14 protein-coding genes are annotated in these 15901 nt (G+C 65.6%); 12 read left to right on the top strand and 2 right to left on the bottom strand.

Translation table 11 applies throughout. The annotated features are described in order from the left end of the window. Nucleotides 1-122: 122 nt before the first annotated feature. Nucleotides 123-1442 (top strand): hemolysin family protein, encoded by a 1320-nt coding sequence (locus KQ305_RS10130; RefSeq protein ID WP_259725282.1) that lies wholly within the window; start codon nucleotides 123-125, stop codon nucleotides 1440-1442. A gap of 8 nt (nucleotides 1443-1450) precedes the next feature. Here the strand turns inward: KQ305_RS10130 and chlP are convergent, their stop codons facing one another. Next, on the bottom strand, nucleotides 1451-2842 hold the full coding sequence (gene chlP / locus KQ305_RS10125) for a geranylgeranyl reductase (RefSeq protein ID WP_259725281.1): 1392 nt from the start codon (nucleotides 2840-2842) through the stop codon (nucleotides 1451-1453). A 126-nt stretch (nucleotides 2843-2968) separates the two neighbouring features. Between chlP and KQ305_RS10120 the strand changes: the two genes are divergently transcribed. The 8 genes from KQ305_RS10120 to KQ305_RS10085 all read left to right on the top strand — a co-directional run bounded on the left by KQ305_RS10120 (nucleotide 2969) and on the right by KQ305_RS10085 (nucleotide 11161). Then, the gene (locus KQ305_RS10120) at nucleotides 2969-3688 is read left to right on the top strand and encodes a D-alanyl-D-alanine carboxypeptidase family protein (protein ID WP_259725280.1); all 720 of its coding nucleotides are present in this window, start codon (nucleotides 2969-2971) and stop codon (nucleotides 3686-3688) included. Between the two features lie 308 nt (nucleotides 3689-3996). Beyond that, complete coding sequence (gene typA, locus KQ305_RS10115) at nucleotides 3997-5805, top strand: translational GTPase TypA (RefSeq protein WP_259725279.1); 1809 nt, start codon at nucleotides 3997-3999, stop codon at nucleotides 5803-5805. Further along, on the top strand, nucleotides 5802-6218 hold the full coding sequence (locus tag KQ305_RS10110; RefSeq protein ID WP_259725278.1) for a DUF309 domain-containing protein: 417 nt from the start codon (nucleotides 5802-5804) through the stop codon (nucleotides 6216-6218). Before typA ends, KQ305_RS10110 begins: the two co-directional genes overlap by 4 nt. 29 nt (nucleotides 6219-6247) lie before the next feature. Then, nucleotides 6248-6736: an LPS export ABC transporter periplasmic protein LptC gene (gene lptC, locus KQ305_RS10105; RefSeq protein ID WP_259725277.1), complete on the top strand. Its 489-nt coding sequence runs from the start codon at nucleotides 6248-6250 to the stop codon at nucleotides 6734-6736. After that, complete coding sequence (gene lptB, locus KQ305_RS10100; RefSeq protein ID WP_259725276.1) at nucleotides 6733-7461, top strand: LPS export ABC transporter ATP-binding protein; 729 nt, start codon at nucleotides 6733-6735, stop codon at nucleotides 7459-7461. Before lptC ends, lptB begins: the two co-directional genes overlap by 4 nt. After that, nucleotides 7458-8681 (top strand): LptF/LptG family permease, encoded by a 1224-nt coding sequence (locus KQ305_RS10095; protein ID WP_399231260.1) that lies wholly within the window; start codon nucleotides 7458-7460, stop codon nucleotides 8679-8681. Before lptB ends, KQ305_RS10095 begins: the two co-directional genes overlap by 4 nt. 55 nt (nucleotides 8682-8736) lie before the next feature. Further along, nucleotides 8737-9648, top strand: coding sequence for a c-type cytochrome biogenesis protein CcsB (gene ccsB, locus KQ305_RS10090; RefSeq protein WP_259725275.1), 912 nt, complete (start codon nucleotides 8737-8739; stop codon nucleotides 9646-9648). Continuing rightward, on the top strand, nucleotides 9641-11161 hold the full coding sequence (locus KQ305_RS10085; protein ID WP_259725274.1) for a glycosyltransferase family 39 protein: 1521 nt from the start codon (nucleotides 9641-9643) through the stop codon (nucleotides 11159-11161). The genes ccsB and KQ305_RS10085 overlap by 8 nt, the downstream gene beginning before the upstream one ends. A gap of 31 nt (nucleotides 11162-11192) precedes the next feature. Here KQ305_RS10085 and rpe read toward each other — a convergent pair whose 3' ends face one another. Continuing rightward, entirely contained in the window at nucleotides 11193-11876 is a 684-nt protein-coding gene (gene rpe / locus KQ305_RS10080) for a ribulose-phosphate 3-epimerase (RefSeq protein WP_259725273.1), read from the bottom strand. Nucleotides 11877-12068: 192 nt separating this feature from the next. On the opposite strand from rpe, the gene glpX reads away from it, so the two are divergent. From glpX to KQ305_RS10065, 3 genes are all read left to right on the top strand, one after another. Further along, the gene (gene glpX / locus KQ305_RS10075) at nucleotides 12069-13073 is read left to right on the top strand and encodes a class II fructose-bisphosphatase (protein ID WP_259725272.1); all 1005 of its coding nucleotides are present in this window, start codon (nucleotides 12069-12071) and stop codon (nucleotides 13071-13073) included. 35 nt (nucleotides 13074-13108) lie between these two features. After that, nucleotides 13109-14419, top strand: coding sequence for a glutamyl-tRNA reductase (locus tag KQ305_RS10070; RefSeq protein ID WP_259725271.1), 1311 nt, complete (start codon nucleotides 13109-13111; stop codon nucleotides 14417-14419). A 145-nt stretch (nucleotides 14420-14564) separates the two neighbouring features. Beyond that, nucleotides 14565-15860, top strand: a complete 1296-nt coding sequence (locus tag KQ305_RS10065) for a glucose-1-phosphate adenylyltransferase (RefSeq protein WP_259725270.1) — start codon at nucleotides 14565-14567, stop codon at nucleotides 15858-15860. The last annotated feature ends 41 nt before the right edge of the window (nucleotides 15861-15901 follow it).

The raw sequence follows: 15901 nt of genomic DNA, 5'->3' as shown, positions 1-15901 counted from the left end.
GCTGGATGGGGAGCCTAGGAAGCTTCCAGAGAAAGGGCTCTCGCCAGGGAGCTTCAGCCGTTGTCACCTAACTTGTCCTTTCGATCCGTTTGCCGGCCGAGGGGCCATCACTGGAATTGCCGATGCTGTTCGATGGTGTTCTGATTGTCCTTTTGATCCTGATCAACGGGATCTTTTCCGGTTCGGAGTTGGCGATGATGTCGGCTCGGCGACTGCGCCTTGAGCACCAGGCGGAAGCTGGCGACCCGAAGGCGGAAGTGGCTCTGAAACTAATCCGATCGCCCAACGATTTCCTCTCGACGGTGCAGATCGGCATCACATTGATCGGCATCCTCAGTGGCGCCCTTGGCGGCTCACGGCTGGCCGAGTCGCTGCGGCCGCTGTTGGAGGCGGTGCCCCCGTTGCGGCCCTGGGCCGAACCTCTGGCCCTGGGAATCGTGGTGACGTTGATCACCTTTCTTTCCCTGGTGCTGGGGGAGCTGGTCCCCAAGCGCATCGCCCTGAGTGATCCGGAGCGCTTCGCGTGCCTGGTGGCACCGCCCATGCGGACCCTGTCACGCTGGATGGCTCCCCTGGCCCATCTGCTCGGCTCTTCCACCGATCGGCTGCTCAGCTTGATGGGCATCGGCGAGAACGGCGAGCCGGAGATCACCGAAGACGAGATCCGGACCCTGCTGCGCAGGGGAACGGAATCAGGCCTGTTCGACGTGGCGGAGCACGCCATGGTGGAGCGGGTGTTTCGCCTGGCCGATCGGCCGGTGAAGGCGATCATGACGCCCCGAACTGAAATCTGCTGGCTGGATCTCTCCGAGTCCTCCCAGTCCCACCTCGATCTTGTGATTCGGGCCAACCATTCCCTTTACCCCGTTGCGCGCGACAGCCTGGACGCCTGTGTGGGCGTGGTCCGCGGTCGCACCTTTCTGGCGGCCCAGCTCACCGATGGGCCACGGGAGATCGAGTCCTTCCTTCACACGCCTCTTTACGTGGGCGAAAGCACCAGAGCACTGAAGCTGATCGAGCAATTCCGGACCAGTGGGGTCCACATCGCTTTGGTCACCGATGAATTCGGCGGCATCGAGGGACTGGTGACCCTCAACGACATGATGGAAGCGATCGTGGGTGATCTGTCCTCCGCCAGGGACAAGGAAGATCCCATGATCATCGTTCGCCAGGATGGTTCCTGGCTCCTCGATGGTGCCCTCGACATCGCCGACTTCAAGGACCTGGTCATGAAAGCCTCCCTGCCAGAAGAGATCAGCGGCGGCTATCAGACCCTCGGAGGATTCGTGATGCACTTCCTCGAACACATCCCCCAGGCTGGAGAAGGATTCGATTGGGAAGACCTGCGCATTGAGGTCGTGGACATGGATGGCAACAGGGTCGATAAACTCCTGGTGAATCGCATCGAGGCGCCCTCAGACAAGAGTGAAACTCTGGCCTGAGGGCGCCATCACTTGGCCACCAGCTCGGGTTCCTTGGCGGAATCGGTTCCGGATTGGGGATCCACTGACGGGGTCGTGGCGTGAACCCCCGAGGGCTTCATCGACGAGCGCGGTTCTGCGGCCAGGAAAATCGCTTCCGCCTCCTCGGCCGAGCGCACGGCACTGGGCACCGGCTTGTAGCCGGCTGGTGCCAAGGCCTGCCCCCTGAGCACCGCAGCCAGGGTGAGCACGGTCAGCTTGATCTGCTGCCAGGGGTTCATCGCCACCACCCGCTTGTACAGGTAGCTGTCGAAGGTGAGGCGCTGCACGTCCTTGTCATCGCACATCTCCACGAACGCCTCACGGGCAGGATCGTTGCTGTAGAAGATGTTCTGAAGGAGCTCCAGCACCTTGTAGGTGGCGCCGTACTTGCGATCCCACTTGCGGATGTAGACCTTGAGGTCTTTTTCGGTGGGAATGCGGCTGCCGGAGGCGCTGGCGGCCACGATCTCCTCGGCACACATGCGGCCACTCTTGGCGGCGAAGTAGATGCCTTCACCGGAGCTCTTGGTGACATAACCGGCCGCGTCCCCCACCAGGGCCATGCGGCCCACCACACGCCGGGGGCGGGGGTGCTCGGGGATCGGGTGGGCTTCCACCTTGATCACCTCGCCGCGCAGCAGACGCCGGCTGGCCCGGGCGCGGATGCCTTTCTGGAGTCCCTTGATCAGCGACTGGTTGGCCTGCATCGTGCCCGTGCCCACCGCCACGTGGTCGTACTTGGGGAAGACCCAGGCGTAGAAATCAGGCGACACATCGGTGCCGACGTACATCTCCGCGAGATCCTCGTAGTAGGCCATCTCCTCGGCGGGCAGACGGATGCGCTCCTGGAAGGCGATCGCCACGTTGTAGTCGCCTGCATCCATGGCCTTGGCCACCCGGCTGTTGGCGCCGTCGGCCCCGACGATCAGATCCACCTCGAGGGTCTTCAGCTCGCCGGTGGGGCCGCCGGAGGAGTAGTCGGCGTAGTGGAGGGTGTAGGGGCCCTGACGCTGGCTGCCGGTGTCGATGCTCTGCACCAGGCCATTGACCAGCTGGGCACCCAGTTCAGCGGCCCTGTTGCGCAGGTAGCCATCGAGGACTTCCCGGCGGCACATGCCGATGTACTCGTTGCTGTTCTCCAGGTGGATGTCCACCTCCCTGTTGGAGGGGGAGATCATCCGCATATTCCGCACCTTGCGGTCGATGATCGAGTCCGGAAGGTCGAACTCCTCAACCATGCAGAGGGGAATCGCGCCTCCACAGGGTTTGGCGTTATCGAGCTTGCGCTCGAACAGCCAGGTCTGGATGCCTGCCTTGGCGAGAACTTCCGCAGCACAGGAACCGCTGGGGCCGCCGCCCACGACTGCCACTCGCAACATCTTGAAACCTGCTCTGCCATTGGGATGTGGCGTGGAAGCTAACACCGCCGGGCGGGCATCCGTCCGGTAGAAAAACCACTGAAATGAGCCCCCACCTAAGATCGGTGCCGGCTTGCAGCTGCGGGAGTGTCCGCCCCAGGGTTCGACGACATCCCGCTGGCCAGGCGCACCACGCCCCGTCCTCGCCGGCAGGCTTCCCTCCCCAGGCGTCTGGTCCTGGTGCTAATCACGAGTGCCCTGCTGGCCGGTGGAGCCGTGCTGCTGCTGCTCGGGCCACTCCGCAGCCTGATCACCCCCGCGCCCGTGCCGGGGCTTGCGGCCCGTCTGGGGCCGGATGGGCGCTTGCTGGGCCATTTCCCCTATCCCGAGGCCAAACCCGAGGATTTGGTGGCGATGGCACCAGGTCTGCTGTTGCGGCCGGAGGCGGCCCGAGCCCTGGATGCCATGCGGGATGCCGCCGATGCCGATGGCATTTCCCTCACTGTCCTGAGTGCCTACCGCAGCGTTGATCTTCAGAAGCAGCTGTTCTTTGATGTCAAAGCTGAGCGCAACCAGACCTCCGCCGACCGGGCTCGGGTGAGTGCTCCACCTGGCTTTTCCGAGCACAGCACCGGCTTTGCGGTGGACCTGGGCGACGGCCGTCTGCCGGCCACCAACCTCAGGGAGAGCTTTGAGGGCACCGAGGCTTACCGCTGGCTTGATCGCCATGCCGCCCGCTTCCATTTCGTGCGTTCCTTTCCGCAAGGCAACCGCCAAGGCGTCATTTATGAGCCGTGGCACTGGCGCTTCGAGGGATCCACTGAGGCCCTGGAGATGTTCGAGCCGGCCCAGCGGCTGGCCCGCTGACCCAGGGGGTTCGGAGACCCGCCGCAGGGATGGCTGGAGGGGGTGGGAGTAGGATCAAGATTCGCTTCAACGTTCGCCACATGTCCAACCGGGCCGGCGCGTCAGGGTTTCACCGAAAATCCAGACGAAGCGTCAGAGCGCAGGTTGGCCCCATCACAGCGGCCCTTTTTTAGCGGCCTACTTTCTTGGCCCGTTGGCAGCGACATGCCTTCTTCGTTTCGCCATCAACCTCTCGTTTCCCAGGAAACGATCTGCGTCGATTCGATTCCGTCGAACCCTTTCCCCCACCATCGCAGGACGACATCCCCATGAGCGGCGACATCAAAGGCGCCCCGATACGCAATATCGCGATCATCGCCCACGTCGACCACGGCAAGACCACCTTGGTGGATGCCCTGCTCGAGCAGTCCGGCATCTTCCGCGAAGGCGAAGCGGTGCCCACCTGTGTGATGGATTCCAACGATCTGGAGCGGGAGCGGGGAATCACGATTCTGTCCAAGAACACGGCCGTGGATTACAACGGCATTCGCATCAACATTGTCGACACCCCCGGTCACTCCGATTTCGGTGGTGAGGTGGAGCGGGTGCTCGGCATGGTCGATGGCTGTCTGCTGATTGTGGACGCCAACGAAGGCCCCATGCCCCAGACCCGCTTCGTGCTCAAGAAGGCACTCGAAAAGGGACTGCGGCCGATCGTCTTCGTCAACAAGATCGACCGGGCCCGTGTTGATCCCGAGCAGGCCGTCGACAAAGTTCTGGACCTGTTCCTGGAGCTCGGAGCCGACGACGACCAGTGCGATTTCACCTATCTCTTCGGCAGCGGCATGGCCGGGTACGCCAAGCCCGACATGGCCACCGAGAGCGACAACATGAAGCCGCTGTTTGATGCCATTCTCCGGCATGTTCCGCCGCCGGTGGGGGATCCCACCAAGCCCCTGCAGCTGCAGGTGACCACGCTCGATTACTCCGACTTCCTGGGTCGGATCATGATCGGCCGGGTCCACAACGGCACCATCGTCGGCGGCCAGAGCGTTGCCCTCATCCGCGACGACGGCAGTATCAAACGGGGCCGCATCAGCAAGCTGCTGGGCTTCCAGGGGCTGCAGCGGGTGGAGATTCCCGAAGCCAGGGCGGGTGATCTGGTGGCCGTGGCCGGTTTCGATGAGGTCAACATTGGCGAAACCATCGCCTGCCCCGATCATCCCGAGGCCCTGCCGCTGATCAAGGTGGATGAACCCACCCTGCAGATGACCTTCGTGGTCAACGACTCGCCGTTCGCGGGCAAGGAGGGCAAGTTCGTCACCAGCCGTCAGCTACGGGATCGCCTGCAGCGTGAACTGCTCACCAACGTGGCCCTGCGGGTGGAGGACACCGACTCCCCCGACCGCTTCTCCGTCTGCGGACGGGGTGAGCTGCACCTGGGCATCCTGATCGAGACGATGCGCCGCGAGGGCTTTGAGTTCCAGGTGTCCCAGCCCCAGGTGATCTTCCGCACCATCGACGGAACGCCCCATGAGCCGTTCGAAACCCTGGTGATGGACGTGCCCGAGGAAGCGGTGGGCAGCTGCATCGAGAAGCTGGGTATTCGTAAGGGCGAAATGCAGAACATGGAGGCCACCAGTGATGGGCGCACCCAGCTGGAATTCGTGGTGCCGTCCCGGGGCCTGATCGGCTTCCGGGGTGAGTTCATCCGGGCCAGCCGTGGCGAAGGAATCATGAGCCATTCCTTCCTCGACTATCGCCGCATGCAGGGGGACTTCGATGCCCGCCGCAATGGCGTGCTGATCGCCTTCGAGGAGGGCACCGCCACCTTCTATGCCCTCAAGGGGGCTGAGGATCGGGGCCAGTTCTTCATCACCCCCGGCACCAAGGTGTACAAGGGGATGATCGTCGGTGAGCACAATCGTCCGCCCGATCTCGAACTGAACGTCTGCAAGGCCAAGCAGGTCACCAACATCCGCTCGGCCGGCGCCGAGGTGCTCGACACCCTGCAGTCCCCCATCCAGATGACCCTGGAGCGGGCCCTGGAGTACATCGGTCCTGACGAGATGCTCGAGGTCACGCCCGAGTCGATCCGTCTGCGCAAGATGCCGGTGAAGAAAGCCGCCAAGCGTTGAGCGGCGGCTCTGTGCCGGTCGACGAGGAAACCCTGCTGCAGGCCGATCACCGCCTGCAACAGGCGGTGGCCCACTTCAACGCCGCCGACTGGTACGCCTGCCACGACGGTTTCGAAGAGCTCTGGCATGAGACCCAGGGACCCATGCGCCCGGTTCTGCAGGGCCTGCTTCAGATCGCCGTGGCAGAGCTTCACCTGGAGAGGGACAACCGACGGGGCGCCACGGTGTTGATGGGCGAAGGCCTGGGGCGGCTGCGCCACTGCGACGATGACGCCCTCGGTCTGGCCCTGGTTCCCCTGCGCCAGCTGGCGGCACAGCGCCTGAACGCCCTGCAGCAGCAGGGCGATCTGGGTTCCCTGCCCCTGCCGCGCCTGGAACTGGCGCGAGGGACGGGCACGTCGCCGGTACATTGAGCACACTCAAGGCCTCAACGATTTCCACCTTGACCCTGCCCCAACGCCCACTCCTGTTCGTGCTCGCCGCAGGGCTGGCCGCCGCTGCTGTGCAGGTGATTCCGCCGCGCCCTGTCGCGGCCCAGGCACCAGCAGAAACGGCCCAGGCCGCCAGGGCGAAAGCACCCGCCACGGGCATGGTCACGATCGAGTCCGACAAGCAGCAGGCCGATAATCAGAACGGCATCGTCACCGCCACCGGCAACGTGCGCATTGTCTATGCCGACCGCGGCATGACAGCAACCTCGCGCCAGGCCCAGTACTTCAGCAATGAAGGGCGCCTGGTGCTCACCGGCGATGTCGATGTGATTGACAACGACGGCCAACGGCTGCGGGCCGAGAAGTTGGTGTACCAGTTGGACAGTGAACGCATGGTGGCGGAACCGCCGGCCGGCAAGCAGGTCTTCAGCAAGTTCCGTCTGCAGCAGCAAGGCAATGGCAAGCCGGCCCCTGGCAAGCCTGCCATCGCCAAGCCGTGAGCCTGGTACTGGAGAGGGTGGCCATCACCCTCGCAGGTCGTCCCCTGGTGAGCGACGTGAGCCTGGACCTCCAGCCCGGTGAGGTGGTGGGGCTCCTGGGTCCGAATGGGGCTGGCAAGACCACGACCTTCAACCTGATCACCGGGCTGCTCAGGCCCGACTGCGGTGAGGTTCTCCTGGATGGGGATTCCGTCGCCCATCTGCCGATGCCGCGCCGGGCCAGGCTGGGCATCGGTTACCTCCCCCAGGAGGCGAGCGTCTTCCGTCAGCTCAGCGTCCGCGACAACCTGATGCTGGCCTTGCAGGAGAGCGGCTCGGAGCCGGCCGGGCGTCGCCAGCGGCTCGATGAGCTGATCAACGACTTCCATCTGGGCAGCTTTCAGTATCGCCTTGGCTATCAGCTCTCCGGCGGGGAGCGGCGCCGTTGCGAAGTGGCCAGGGCCCTGGCGGTGGGGAACCAGGGTCCCCGCTACCTGCTGCTCGACGAACCCTTCGCCGGGGTGGACCCCATGGCCGTGGCCGACCTCCAGGCCCTGATTGACAGCCTGCGCAATCGTCAGATGGGGGTCCTGATCACCGATCACAACGTGCGGGAGACCCTGGCGATCACCGACCGGGCTTACATCCTTGCCGATGGCAAGATCCTGGCGTCCGGTCCCTCCCTGTCAGTGGCCAACGATCCCCTGGTCAGGCGTCATTACCTTGGCGAGGGCTTTCAGTTGTGAAGGGAGCTCTGCTGGAGAAGCGTCCCACCTGGCTGCAACTGCCCAGCCGCGAGCGACTGCGGGACTGGCGGCGAACCCCGCCACGCTGGCGGGATCTGCCCCTGCTGGATCGCTGGTTGCTGCAGGAGCTGCTGGGCCCCCTGCTGTTTGGCATCGCCGCCTTCACCGCCGTCTCCCTTTCGGTGGGAGCTGTGTTCGAACTGGTGCGACGGGTCGCCGAGTCCGGCCTGCCGGTGCTGGCGGCCGTGAAGGTGCTGCTGCTGCGACTGCCCTCCTTCCTGGTGCTCTCCTTCCCGATGGCCACGCTGATGGCCACCCTGCTGGCGTACAGCCGACTGTCGGGGAGCAGCGAGCTGACAGCCCTGCGCAGCGTGGGGGTGAGCACCCGGCGCATGGTGTTGCCAGCCATGGCCCTGGCCCTGGTGATGAGCCTGCTCACCTTCGTTTTCAATGACGCGATCGTGCCTCGGGCCAACCTGGAGGCGACCAACAGCCTGGAGCGGGCCTTGGGCAAGGCCATCGCCACCGAGCAAAGCGACAACGCCCTCTATTCCCGCTTCACCGATGTCAAGTTGCCGAATGGCGACACGTCGAAGTGGCTCACCCATATCTTCCACGCCCGCCAGTTCCGCAAGGGCGTCATGCTCGATGTCACCCTGCTCGACTTTTCACGCCACGGCTATCGGCAGATGCTCACGGCGCTGACCGGAGAGTGGAATGAGGAGCAGGGCATGTGGGAGTTCAACAAGGGCCGCATCACCAACATCGACATCGCTAGCGGCACCACCACCTCCGCCAGTTTCGACCGCTACCTCTATCCCTTCACCCGCGATCCGATCGAGGTGGCCCAGCTGCCCACCGATGCCAGCACCATGACCGTTGGGCAGGCCCTTACAGCGGAGCGGCTGCTGCTGGAGGCCAACAACACCAAGGAGGCGCGACGGTTACGGGTGCGCATCCAGGAGAAGTTCGCATTCCCTGCCATCTGTCTGGTCTTCGGATTGATCGGCAGCAGCCTGGGGGTGCGGCCCAACTCTCGAACGAGCCGCAGCCAGGGTTTCGGCATCAGCGTGCTGCTGATCTTCGGCTACTACCTGATGTCCTTCATCTTCAGCTCCCTGGGGATCACGGGAACCCTGATGCCCTTCATGGCGGCGTGGTTGCCGGTGTTCATCGGCCTGGCCGGCGGGCTCTGGTTGCTGCGTCAGGCCAGCCGCTGAGGCCCCACCCGCCTGATGACACGGCAGAGTGGGTCGGTTTCGATCCACTCCCCTGGTGAACGATCCGGTCATCGGTCTTGGACTTGCGGCCTTCGCCCTGCTGCTGCTGGTGTTGCCCATCGCCTTCTGGTCCGTCAGCGGCGGCCACAGCAACCCGGTGGTGAGGATCCTGGTGGCCTCCGCCAATCTCTGCCTCACGGCCCAGCTGGTGCTGCGCTGGTGGGAGTCGGGCCACTTCCCGATCAGCAACCTTTACGAATCGCTCTGTTTCCTGGCGTGGGCCTGCACCCTCACCCAGCTGCTGGTCGAACGCAGCTGGCCCAACCCCCTGGTGGCGGCGGCGGCTACGCCCATGGGTCTGGGCTGTGTCGCGTTCGCCAGCTTTGCCCTGCCCGATCGCCTGCAGGAAGCCTCGCCCCTGGTGCCGGCGTTGCGCTCCAGCTGGCTGGTGATGCACGTCAGCGTGATCATGGTCAGCTACGCGGCCCTGCTGGTGGGATCCTTGCTGTCCGTCGCCGTGCTGTTCGTTGACCGAAACCAGGATCTGGAGCTGCGGGGCAGCTCGATCGGCAGCGGCGGCTTCCGCCAGGCTCAGCTGGCGAGCGACGGACCCGGCGCGATGGCCTTGAGCAGCAGCAGCTTCCGCATCAGCGAACAGCTCGACAGCCTCAGCTACCGCACGATCACGGTCGGCTTCCTGCTGCTGTCGGTCGGTCTGGTGAGCGGGGCCGTCTGGGCGAATGAGGCGTGGGGCAGCTGGTGGAGCTGGGATCCAAAGGAGACCTGGGCCCTGATCTGCTGGCTGGTCTATGCGGCCTACCTGCACACCCGCCTCATCCGCGGCTGGCAGGGCCGGCGGCCGGCGATCGTGGCCTCCGCGGGCCTGGTGGTGATCGCCGTCTGCTACATCGGCGTCAACCTGCTCGGCATCGGCCTGCACAGCTACGGCTGGTTCCTCGGTGACTAGCTTGCCCCTTGTGCTCGGCGCAGGATTGGTCCTGCGGCTGGCACTCGCCGCGATTCTGCCCCCGGGCTACGACGAGGCTTATTACAACTTCTACGGGCGTCAGCTCGATCTCAGCTACTTCGATCACCCCGCCGCGGTGGGGCTCTGGGCCTGGGCAGGCCAGCGGTTGGGGGAGTCGATCTTCGCCCTGAGGCTGCCCTCAGTTCTGAGCTACACCGTGGCGCTCGTCTTGTTGGCCGGGGCGACACAGCGTTGGTTCGGTCGGCGCGCCGCACTGGTGAGCGCCATCCTGGGCAGCCTCTGTCCAGTTCTTCTGCTTTGCGGCGGCGTGTTGCTGCTTCCGGACAGTCCCCTGCTGCTGGCCCTGGCCGCACTCCTCTGGTGGTTATCCCGACACCCGAAGGTGATTCCCACCACAGCCGCTGAGGCCGTCGGGCTTGGCTTCATCCTTGGCCTGGTGACCCTGGGGAAGTACCACTCCTTCCTGGTGCTGCTCTCCCTGCTGGGCTGGTGCCTTGCCTCACCCCAGCGGCAGGCCCTCTACCGCAGTCCCTGGCCAGCCTTCGGAGGGCTGGTCTGGCTGACCGTGTCGGCGCCTCTGTGGCTTTGGAACATGAGCCATGGCTGGGTCTCCTTCCTCTTCCAGGGCGGCCGCATCGATGCAGGGGTGACGTATTCGCTGGCCTCACCCCCCCTGCTGCTCCTGTCCCAGTTGGTGCTGCTTTTTCCCACGCTCGGCGTCGTGCTGCTGCTGGCCCTGCTGCCCCGATCTGGTCAGGATGAAGCCGTCGCTCCCAGGCAACTGCTGCGCTGGTTGGTGCTGCCGCAACTGGTGGTGTTCGTGGCTTTGAGCGGGCGGATGCATGTGCTGGCGAGTTGGCTGGTGCCGGCCTGGTGGCTGCTGCTGCCGCTTGCCGGCGATTGGCTCGCTGGTCTGAAACGGCCCAGCCGCTGGCCTTGGCTGGTGGCCGGGGGTTGGGGCACGGCCGTGGTCCTGCCACCGCTGCTGCTCATCCTTGCGTTGCAGGTGCGCTGGGGGATCGTCGACCGCTGGTTGCCTGCCGGGCTGGACACCTCGACGCAGCTGATGCCACCGGACAGCCTGCGCAGGGATCTGCGGCGCAACCCTGGCGTCTGGAAGGCTCTGCAGCAGGCCCAGCTGATTGCCGGCACCCGCTACGACCTGCCTGGATTTTTATCGCTGGCGCTGGGTCCTGGACACAACGCGAGGTTCACCACCTTCAACCCTGACGCCCGGGGGTTTGCCTGGTGGCAGCCCGCTGGTGGCTTCAAGGGAACAACCGGTGTGATCTTCGGCCTGGAAGAACCAGGCAAGCCGCTTGTCCCGGCCTCCTGGGTGCCCTGGATGGGGACCTTGGAGTCCCTGGGCAGCGTCGAGATCCTTCGCGCCGGACGACCGGCACTGCGACTGGCCTTCTCCCGCTTCGGCCCCCTTCCCCACCCGTTGCCCCGCGTCTACGGGCCGAGCGCGTTGACGACCTCGTCCCCCTGAGGGTGGCGGCCTGGATGACGGTGTGATGTGTTCAGACCAGGGCCGGTTCGGGGCGGCGGCTGTTGCGGATCCCGGTGATGGCCTCGGCGTAGTCGGCGTGGCCGAAGACCCCCGAGCCGCTGACGATGGCGTTGGCGCCGGCCTCGATCACCTGCCAGGCGTTGCTGCCCTTGACGCCGCCATCGACTTCGATCCAGGGATCAAGGCCGCGCTCATCACACAGACGGCGCAGCTGGCGGATCTTCTCCACCTGGGAAGGGATGAAGCTCTGGCCGCCGAAGCCGGGGTTGACACTCATGATCAGCACCAGATCACAGAGCTCCAGGCAGTACTCGAGCGTGTCGAGGGGGGTGCTGGGGTTGAGCACGGCGCCGGCCATCTTGCCCAGGTCCTTGATCTGGCTCAGGTTGCGGTGCAGGTGGGGGCAGGCTTCCACCTGGACGCTGATGATGTCGGCGCCCGCCTTGGCGAAATCAGCCACATACCGTTCGGGCTCGACGATCATCAGGTGCACGTCCAGGGGCTTGGACGTCACCGGTCGCAGGGCCTCGACGATCAAGGGGCCGATGGTGATGTTGGGCACGAAGCGGCCATCCATCACGTCCACGTGGATCCAGTCGGCACCGGCGGCGTCGACGGCGCGGACATCGTCACCGAGGCGGGAGAAGTCGGCGGAAAGGATCGACGGGGAGATCACCAGGGGCTTGGTGCTCATGGACGGCCACCGCAACGGAAGAATGGAGGAATTGTAAGGAGCCGCCCTGCTTCGGCCCCCGGGCGCGCTGATACGATGGCCCCGCTTCGACTCCGAGAGGCCTTGCAGCGGCTGGATCTTTCCCCGCTTTGGCTGCGGTCCGCCTCCGGCGTGCCGGCCCCTCGTTGAGGCCCCTCCCCCCGCCGGACCGTTGTGGATCGCACTCTCATCCAGGAACTGCTCGAAGTCGTCGAGCAGGCCGCCATCGCCTCTGCCCACCTGACAGGGCTCGGCAAGAAGGACGAAGCCGATGCCGCCGCCGTGGAGGCGATGCGCACCCGCATGGGCAGCATCGCCATGCAGGGCCGCATCGTCATCGGTGAGGGCGAGCGGGATGAAGCACCGATGCTTTACATCGGCGAGGAAGTGGGCAGCGGCACCGGTCCCGGCGTCGATTTCGCCGTGGATCCCTGCGAAGGCACCAACCTCTGCGCCAACGCCCAGGACGGCTCGATGGCCGTGCTGGCCGCCAGCGACCGCGGTGGCCTCTTCTATGCCCCCGACTTCTACATGAAGAAGCTGGCGGCGCCGCCGGCCGCCAAGGGCAAGGTGGACATCCGCAAAAGCGCCACCGAGAACATCGCCATCCTCAGTGAGTGCCTGGGCATGCCCGCCAGCGACCTGGTGATCGTGGTGATGGACCGCGCCCGCCACAAGGGCCTGATCGCCGAGATCCGCGCCACCGGCGCCCGGGTCAAGCCGATCAGTGACGGTGACGTGCAGGCCGCGATCGCCTGCGGCTTCGCCGGCACCGGCACCCATTGCCTGATGGGCATCGGCGCGGCCCCTGAAGGTGTGATCTCCGCCGCCGCCCTGCGCTGCCTCGGCGGCCACTTCCAGGGCCAGCTGGTATACGACCCCGCCGTCGCCCAGACCAGCGAGTGGGCCGACTACACCAAGGAGGGCAACATCGCCCGCCTCAACGAGATGGGCATCACCGACGTCGACAAGGTCTACGAAGCAGAGGAGCTGGCCTCCGGCGAGAACGTCGTCTTCGCCGGCAGCGGCATCACCCCCGGCCTGCTGTTCAAGGGCGTTGTGTTTGAGGCCGACTGCACCCGCACCAGCAGCCTGATCATCAGCTCGCACGACCGCAGCGCCCGCTTCACCGATACGGTGCACATCAAGGAGGGCGCCAAGAGCATCGCCCTGCGCTGAATCCACCAGAGCCCGGACCCCCGGAGCCCGCCTCCATGCACATCGCCGTCGTCGGTCTCAGCCATCGCACGGCTCCGGTGGAAATCCGCGAGCGCCTGAGCATCCCCGAGCAGACCATGGAGGACTCCCTCCAGAGGCTGCGGGCGGATGAGCAGGTGATCGAGGCCTCGATCCTGAGCACCTGCAACCGGCTGGAGATCTACACCCTCCTGCGCCATCCCGAACGGGGCATCAGCGCCGTCGGCGACTTCCTCAGCCAGCAGTCCGGACTGGCGGTGGAGGAGCTGCGCCCCCATCTGTTCACCTTCCACCACGAGGAGGCCGTGGGCCACCTGCTGCGGGTGGCCGCCGGCCTCGACAGCCTGGTGCTGGGGGAGGGGCAGATCCTCTCCCAGGTGAAGAAGATGGTGCGCCTGGGCCAGGAGCACCGCTCCGTGGGGCCGATCCTCAATCGCCTGCTCAACCAGGCGGTGAGCACCGGCAAGCGGGTGCGCACCGAAACCAACCTGGGCACCGGGGCGGTGTCGATCAGCTCCGCGGCCGTCGAGCTGGCCCAGCTCAAGGTGGGCCAGGCCCGCGGCCGGGACGAACTGGTCCCCCTGGATCAGGAACAGGTGGCGGTGGTGGGGGCCGGCCGCATGGCCCGCCTGCTGCTGCAGCACCTCCAGGCCAAGGGCTGCCGGGGCGTGGTGGTGCTCAACCGGACCGTCTCCCGGGCGGAAGCCCTGGCGGCCGATTTCCCCACCCTGCCGGTGCAGTGCCGTCCCCTGGACGACCTCGACCACTGCCTGAGCACCTGCTCGCTGGTGTTCACCAGCACCGGCGCCGAGGAGCCGATCATCACGGCTCGCCGTCTGGAGGGGCTGAACCGCCGCTCCAGCCTGATGCTCATCGATATCGGTGTGCCCCGCAACATCAGCGCGGATGCGGCCGAGCTGCCGGGTGTCGACAGTTTCGATGTCGACGATCTTCAGGAGGTGGTCGCCCGCAACCAGGAGGCCCGCCGGGAGATGGCCGCCGAGGCCGAGGGGCTGCTGGCCGAGGAATCGCGCCTGTTCCTGGAATGGTGGGACGGCCTCGAGGCGGTCCCCCTGGTCAACCGCTTGCGCCTCCAGCTGGAGGACATCCGCGAACAGGAGCTCCAGAAGGCCCTGAGTCGCATGGGCCCCGACCTCTCCGCCCGCGAAAGGAAGGTGGTGGAAGCCCTCAGCAAGGGGATCATCAACAAGATCCTGCACACCCCGGTCACCAAGCTGCGGGCCCCCCAGCCCCGTCAGCAGCGACTGGCGTCCATGGGGGTGCTTCGGGACCTCTTCGAGCTTCACGACGACCCACCGGAGGCCTGAGCCTTCCCCCCCGGGCGCCAGGGATCAACCGTCCCCAGCCCAGCCAACCACTGCAACGGAACATGAACCGAGTTGCCGCCGCGCCGCGCTCCCCGTCACCACGCTCCAGTACGGTCTGGCCAGCCAAGGACCGAGGACTGGGCTCATGAAACGCGTTCTGGCCATCATCCTGGGAGGCGGGGCGGGAACGCGTCTCTACCCCCTCACCAAGATGCGGGCGAAGCCCGCCGTGCCCCTCGCGGGCAAGTACCGCCTGATCGATATTCCCATCAGCAACTGCATCAACTCGGAGATCAACAAGATCTACGTGTTGACCCAGTTCAACAGCGCGTCGCTCAACCGTCACCTGACGATGAGCTACAACCTTTCGGCCGGTTTCGGCCAGGGCTTCGTGGAGGTGCTCGCCGCCCAGCAGACCCCTGATAGCCCCAGTTGGTTCGAAGGCACGGCCGATGCGGTGCGCAAGTACCAATGGCTGTTTCAGGAGTGGGACGTCGACCACTACCTGATCCTCTCCGGTGACCAGCTCTACCGGATGGATTACAGCAAGTTCGTGCAGCACCACATCGATTGCGGCGCTGATCTGACCGTGGGCGCCCTGCCGGTGGATGGGGCCCAGGCGGAGGGCTTCGGCCTGATGCGCACCTCCTCCGATGGCCGCATCCTGGAGTTCAGCGAGAAGCCAACGGGGGCAGCCCTCGAGGCGATGCGGGTGAACACCGAAAGCCTGGGCCTGTCCGCCGAGGAGGCCGTCAAGCGGCCCTTCCTGGCGTCGATGGGGATCTACGTCTTCAACCGCAACACCCTGTTCAACCTGCTGGGGAGCCATCCGGAGTCGACGGATTTCGGCAAGGAGATCATCCCCACCTCCCTGGGGGAAGGGGACCATCTGCAGACCTTCCTGTTCGATGACTACTGGGAGGACATCGGCACGATCGGGGCGTTCTACGAGGCCAACCTGGCCCTCACGGATCAACCCAACCCGGCCTTCTCCTTCTACGACGAGAAGTTCCCCATCTACACCCGGCCCCGTTACCTTCCGCCCAGCAAGCTGCAGGACGCCCAGGTCACCCAGTCGATCATCGGCGAAGGCTCCCTGCTCAAGGCCTGCAGCGTCCACCACTGCGTCCTGGGGGTCCGCTCCCGGGTTGAAGACGAGGTGGTGCTCCAGGACACCCTGGTGATGGGTGCCGACTTCTTCGAGTCGTCCGAGGAGCGGCTGGTGCTGCGCGAGCGGGGTGGCACCCCGATCGGCGTGGGACGCGGCACCACGGTCAAGGGGGCCATCCTCGACAAGAACGTGCGCATCGGCCGCGACGTCACCATCGTCAACAAGGACCGGGTGGAGGAGGCCGACCGGCCGGAGCTCAACTTCTACATCCGCAACGGCATTGTGGTGGTGGTGAAGAACGGCACCATCGCTGACGGCACGGTCATCTGACGCCTGCTTCGGGGGGAGGGCTGGGCCAGCAGTTGCTGACA

It is taken from the genome of Synechococcus sp. CS-1332, from assembly GCF_025127995.1.
Classification (GTDB): Bacteria; Cyanobacteriota; Cyanobacteriia; order PCC-6307; family Cyanobiaceae; genus Cyanobium.
The sequence above is the reverse complement of the archived record's forward strand: the minus strand, read 5'-3'. Positions and strand labels throughout refer to the sequence as shown.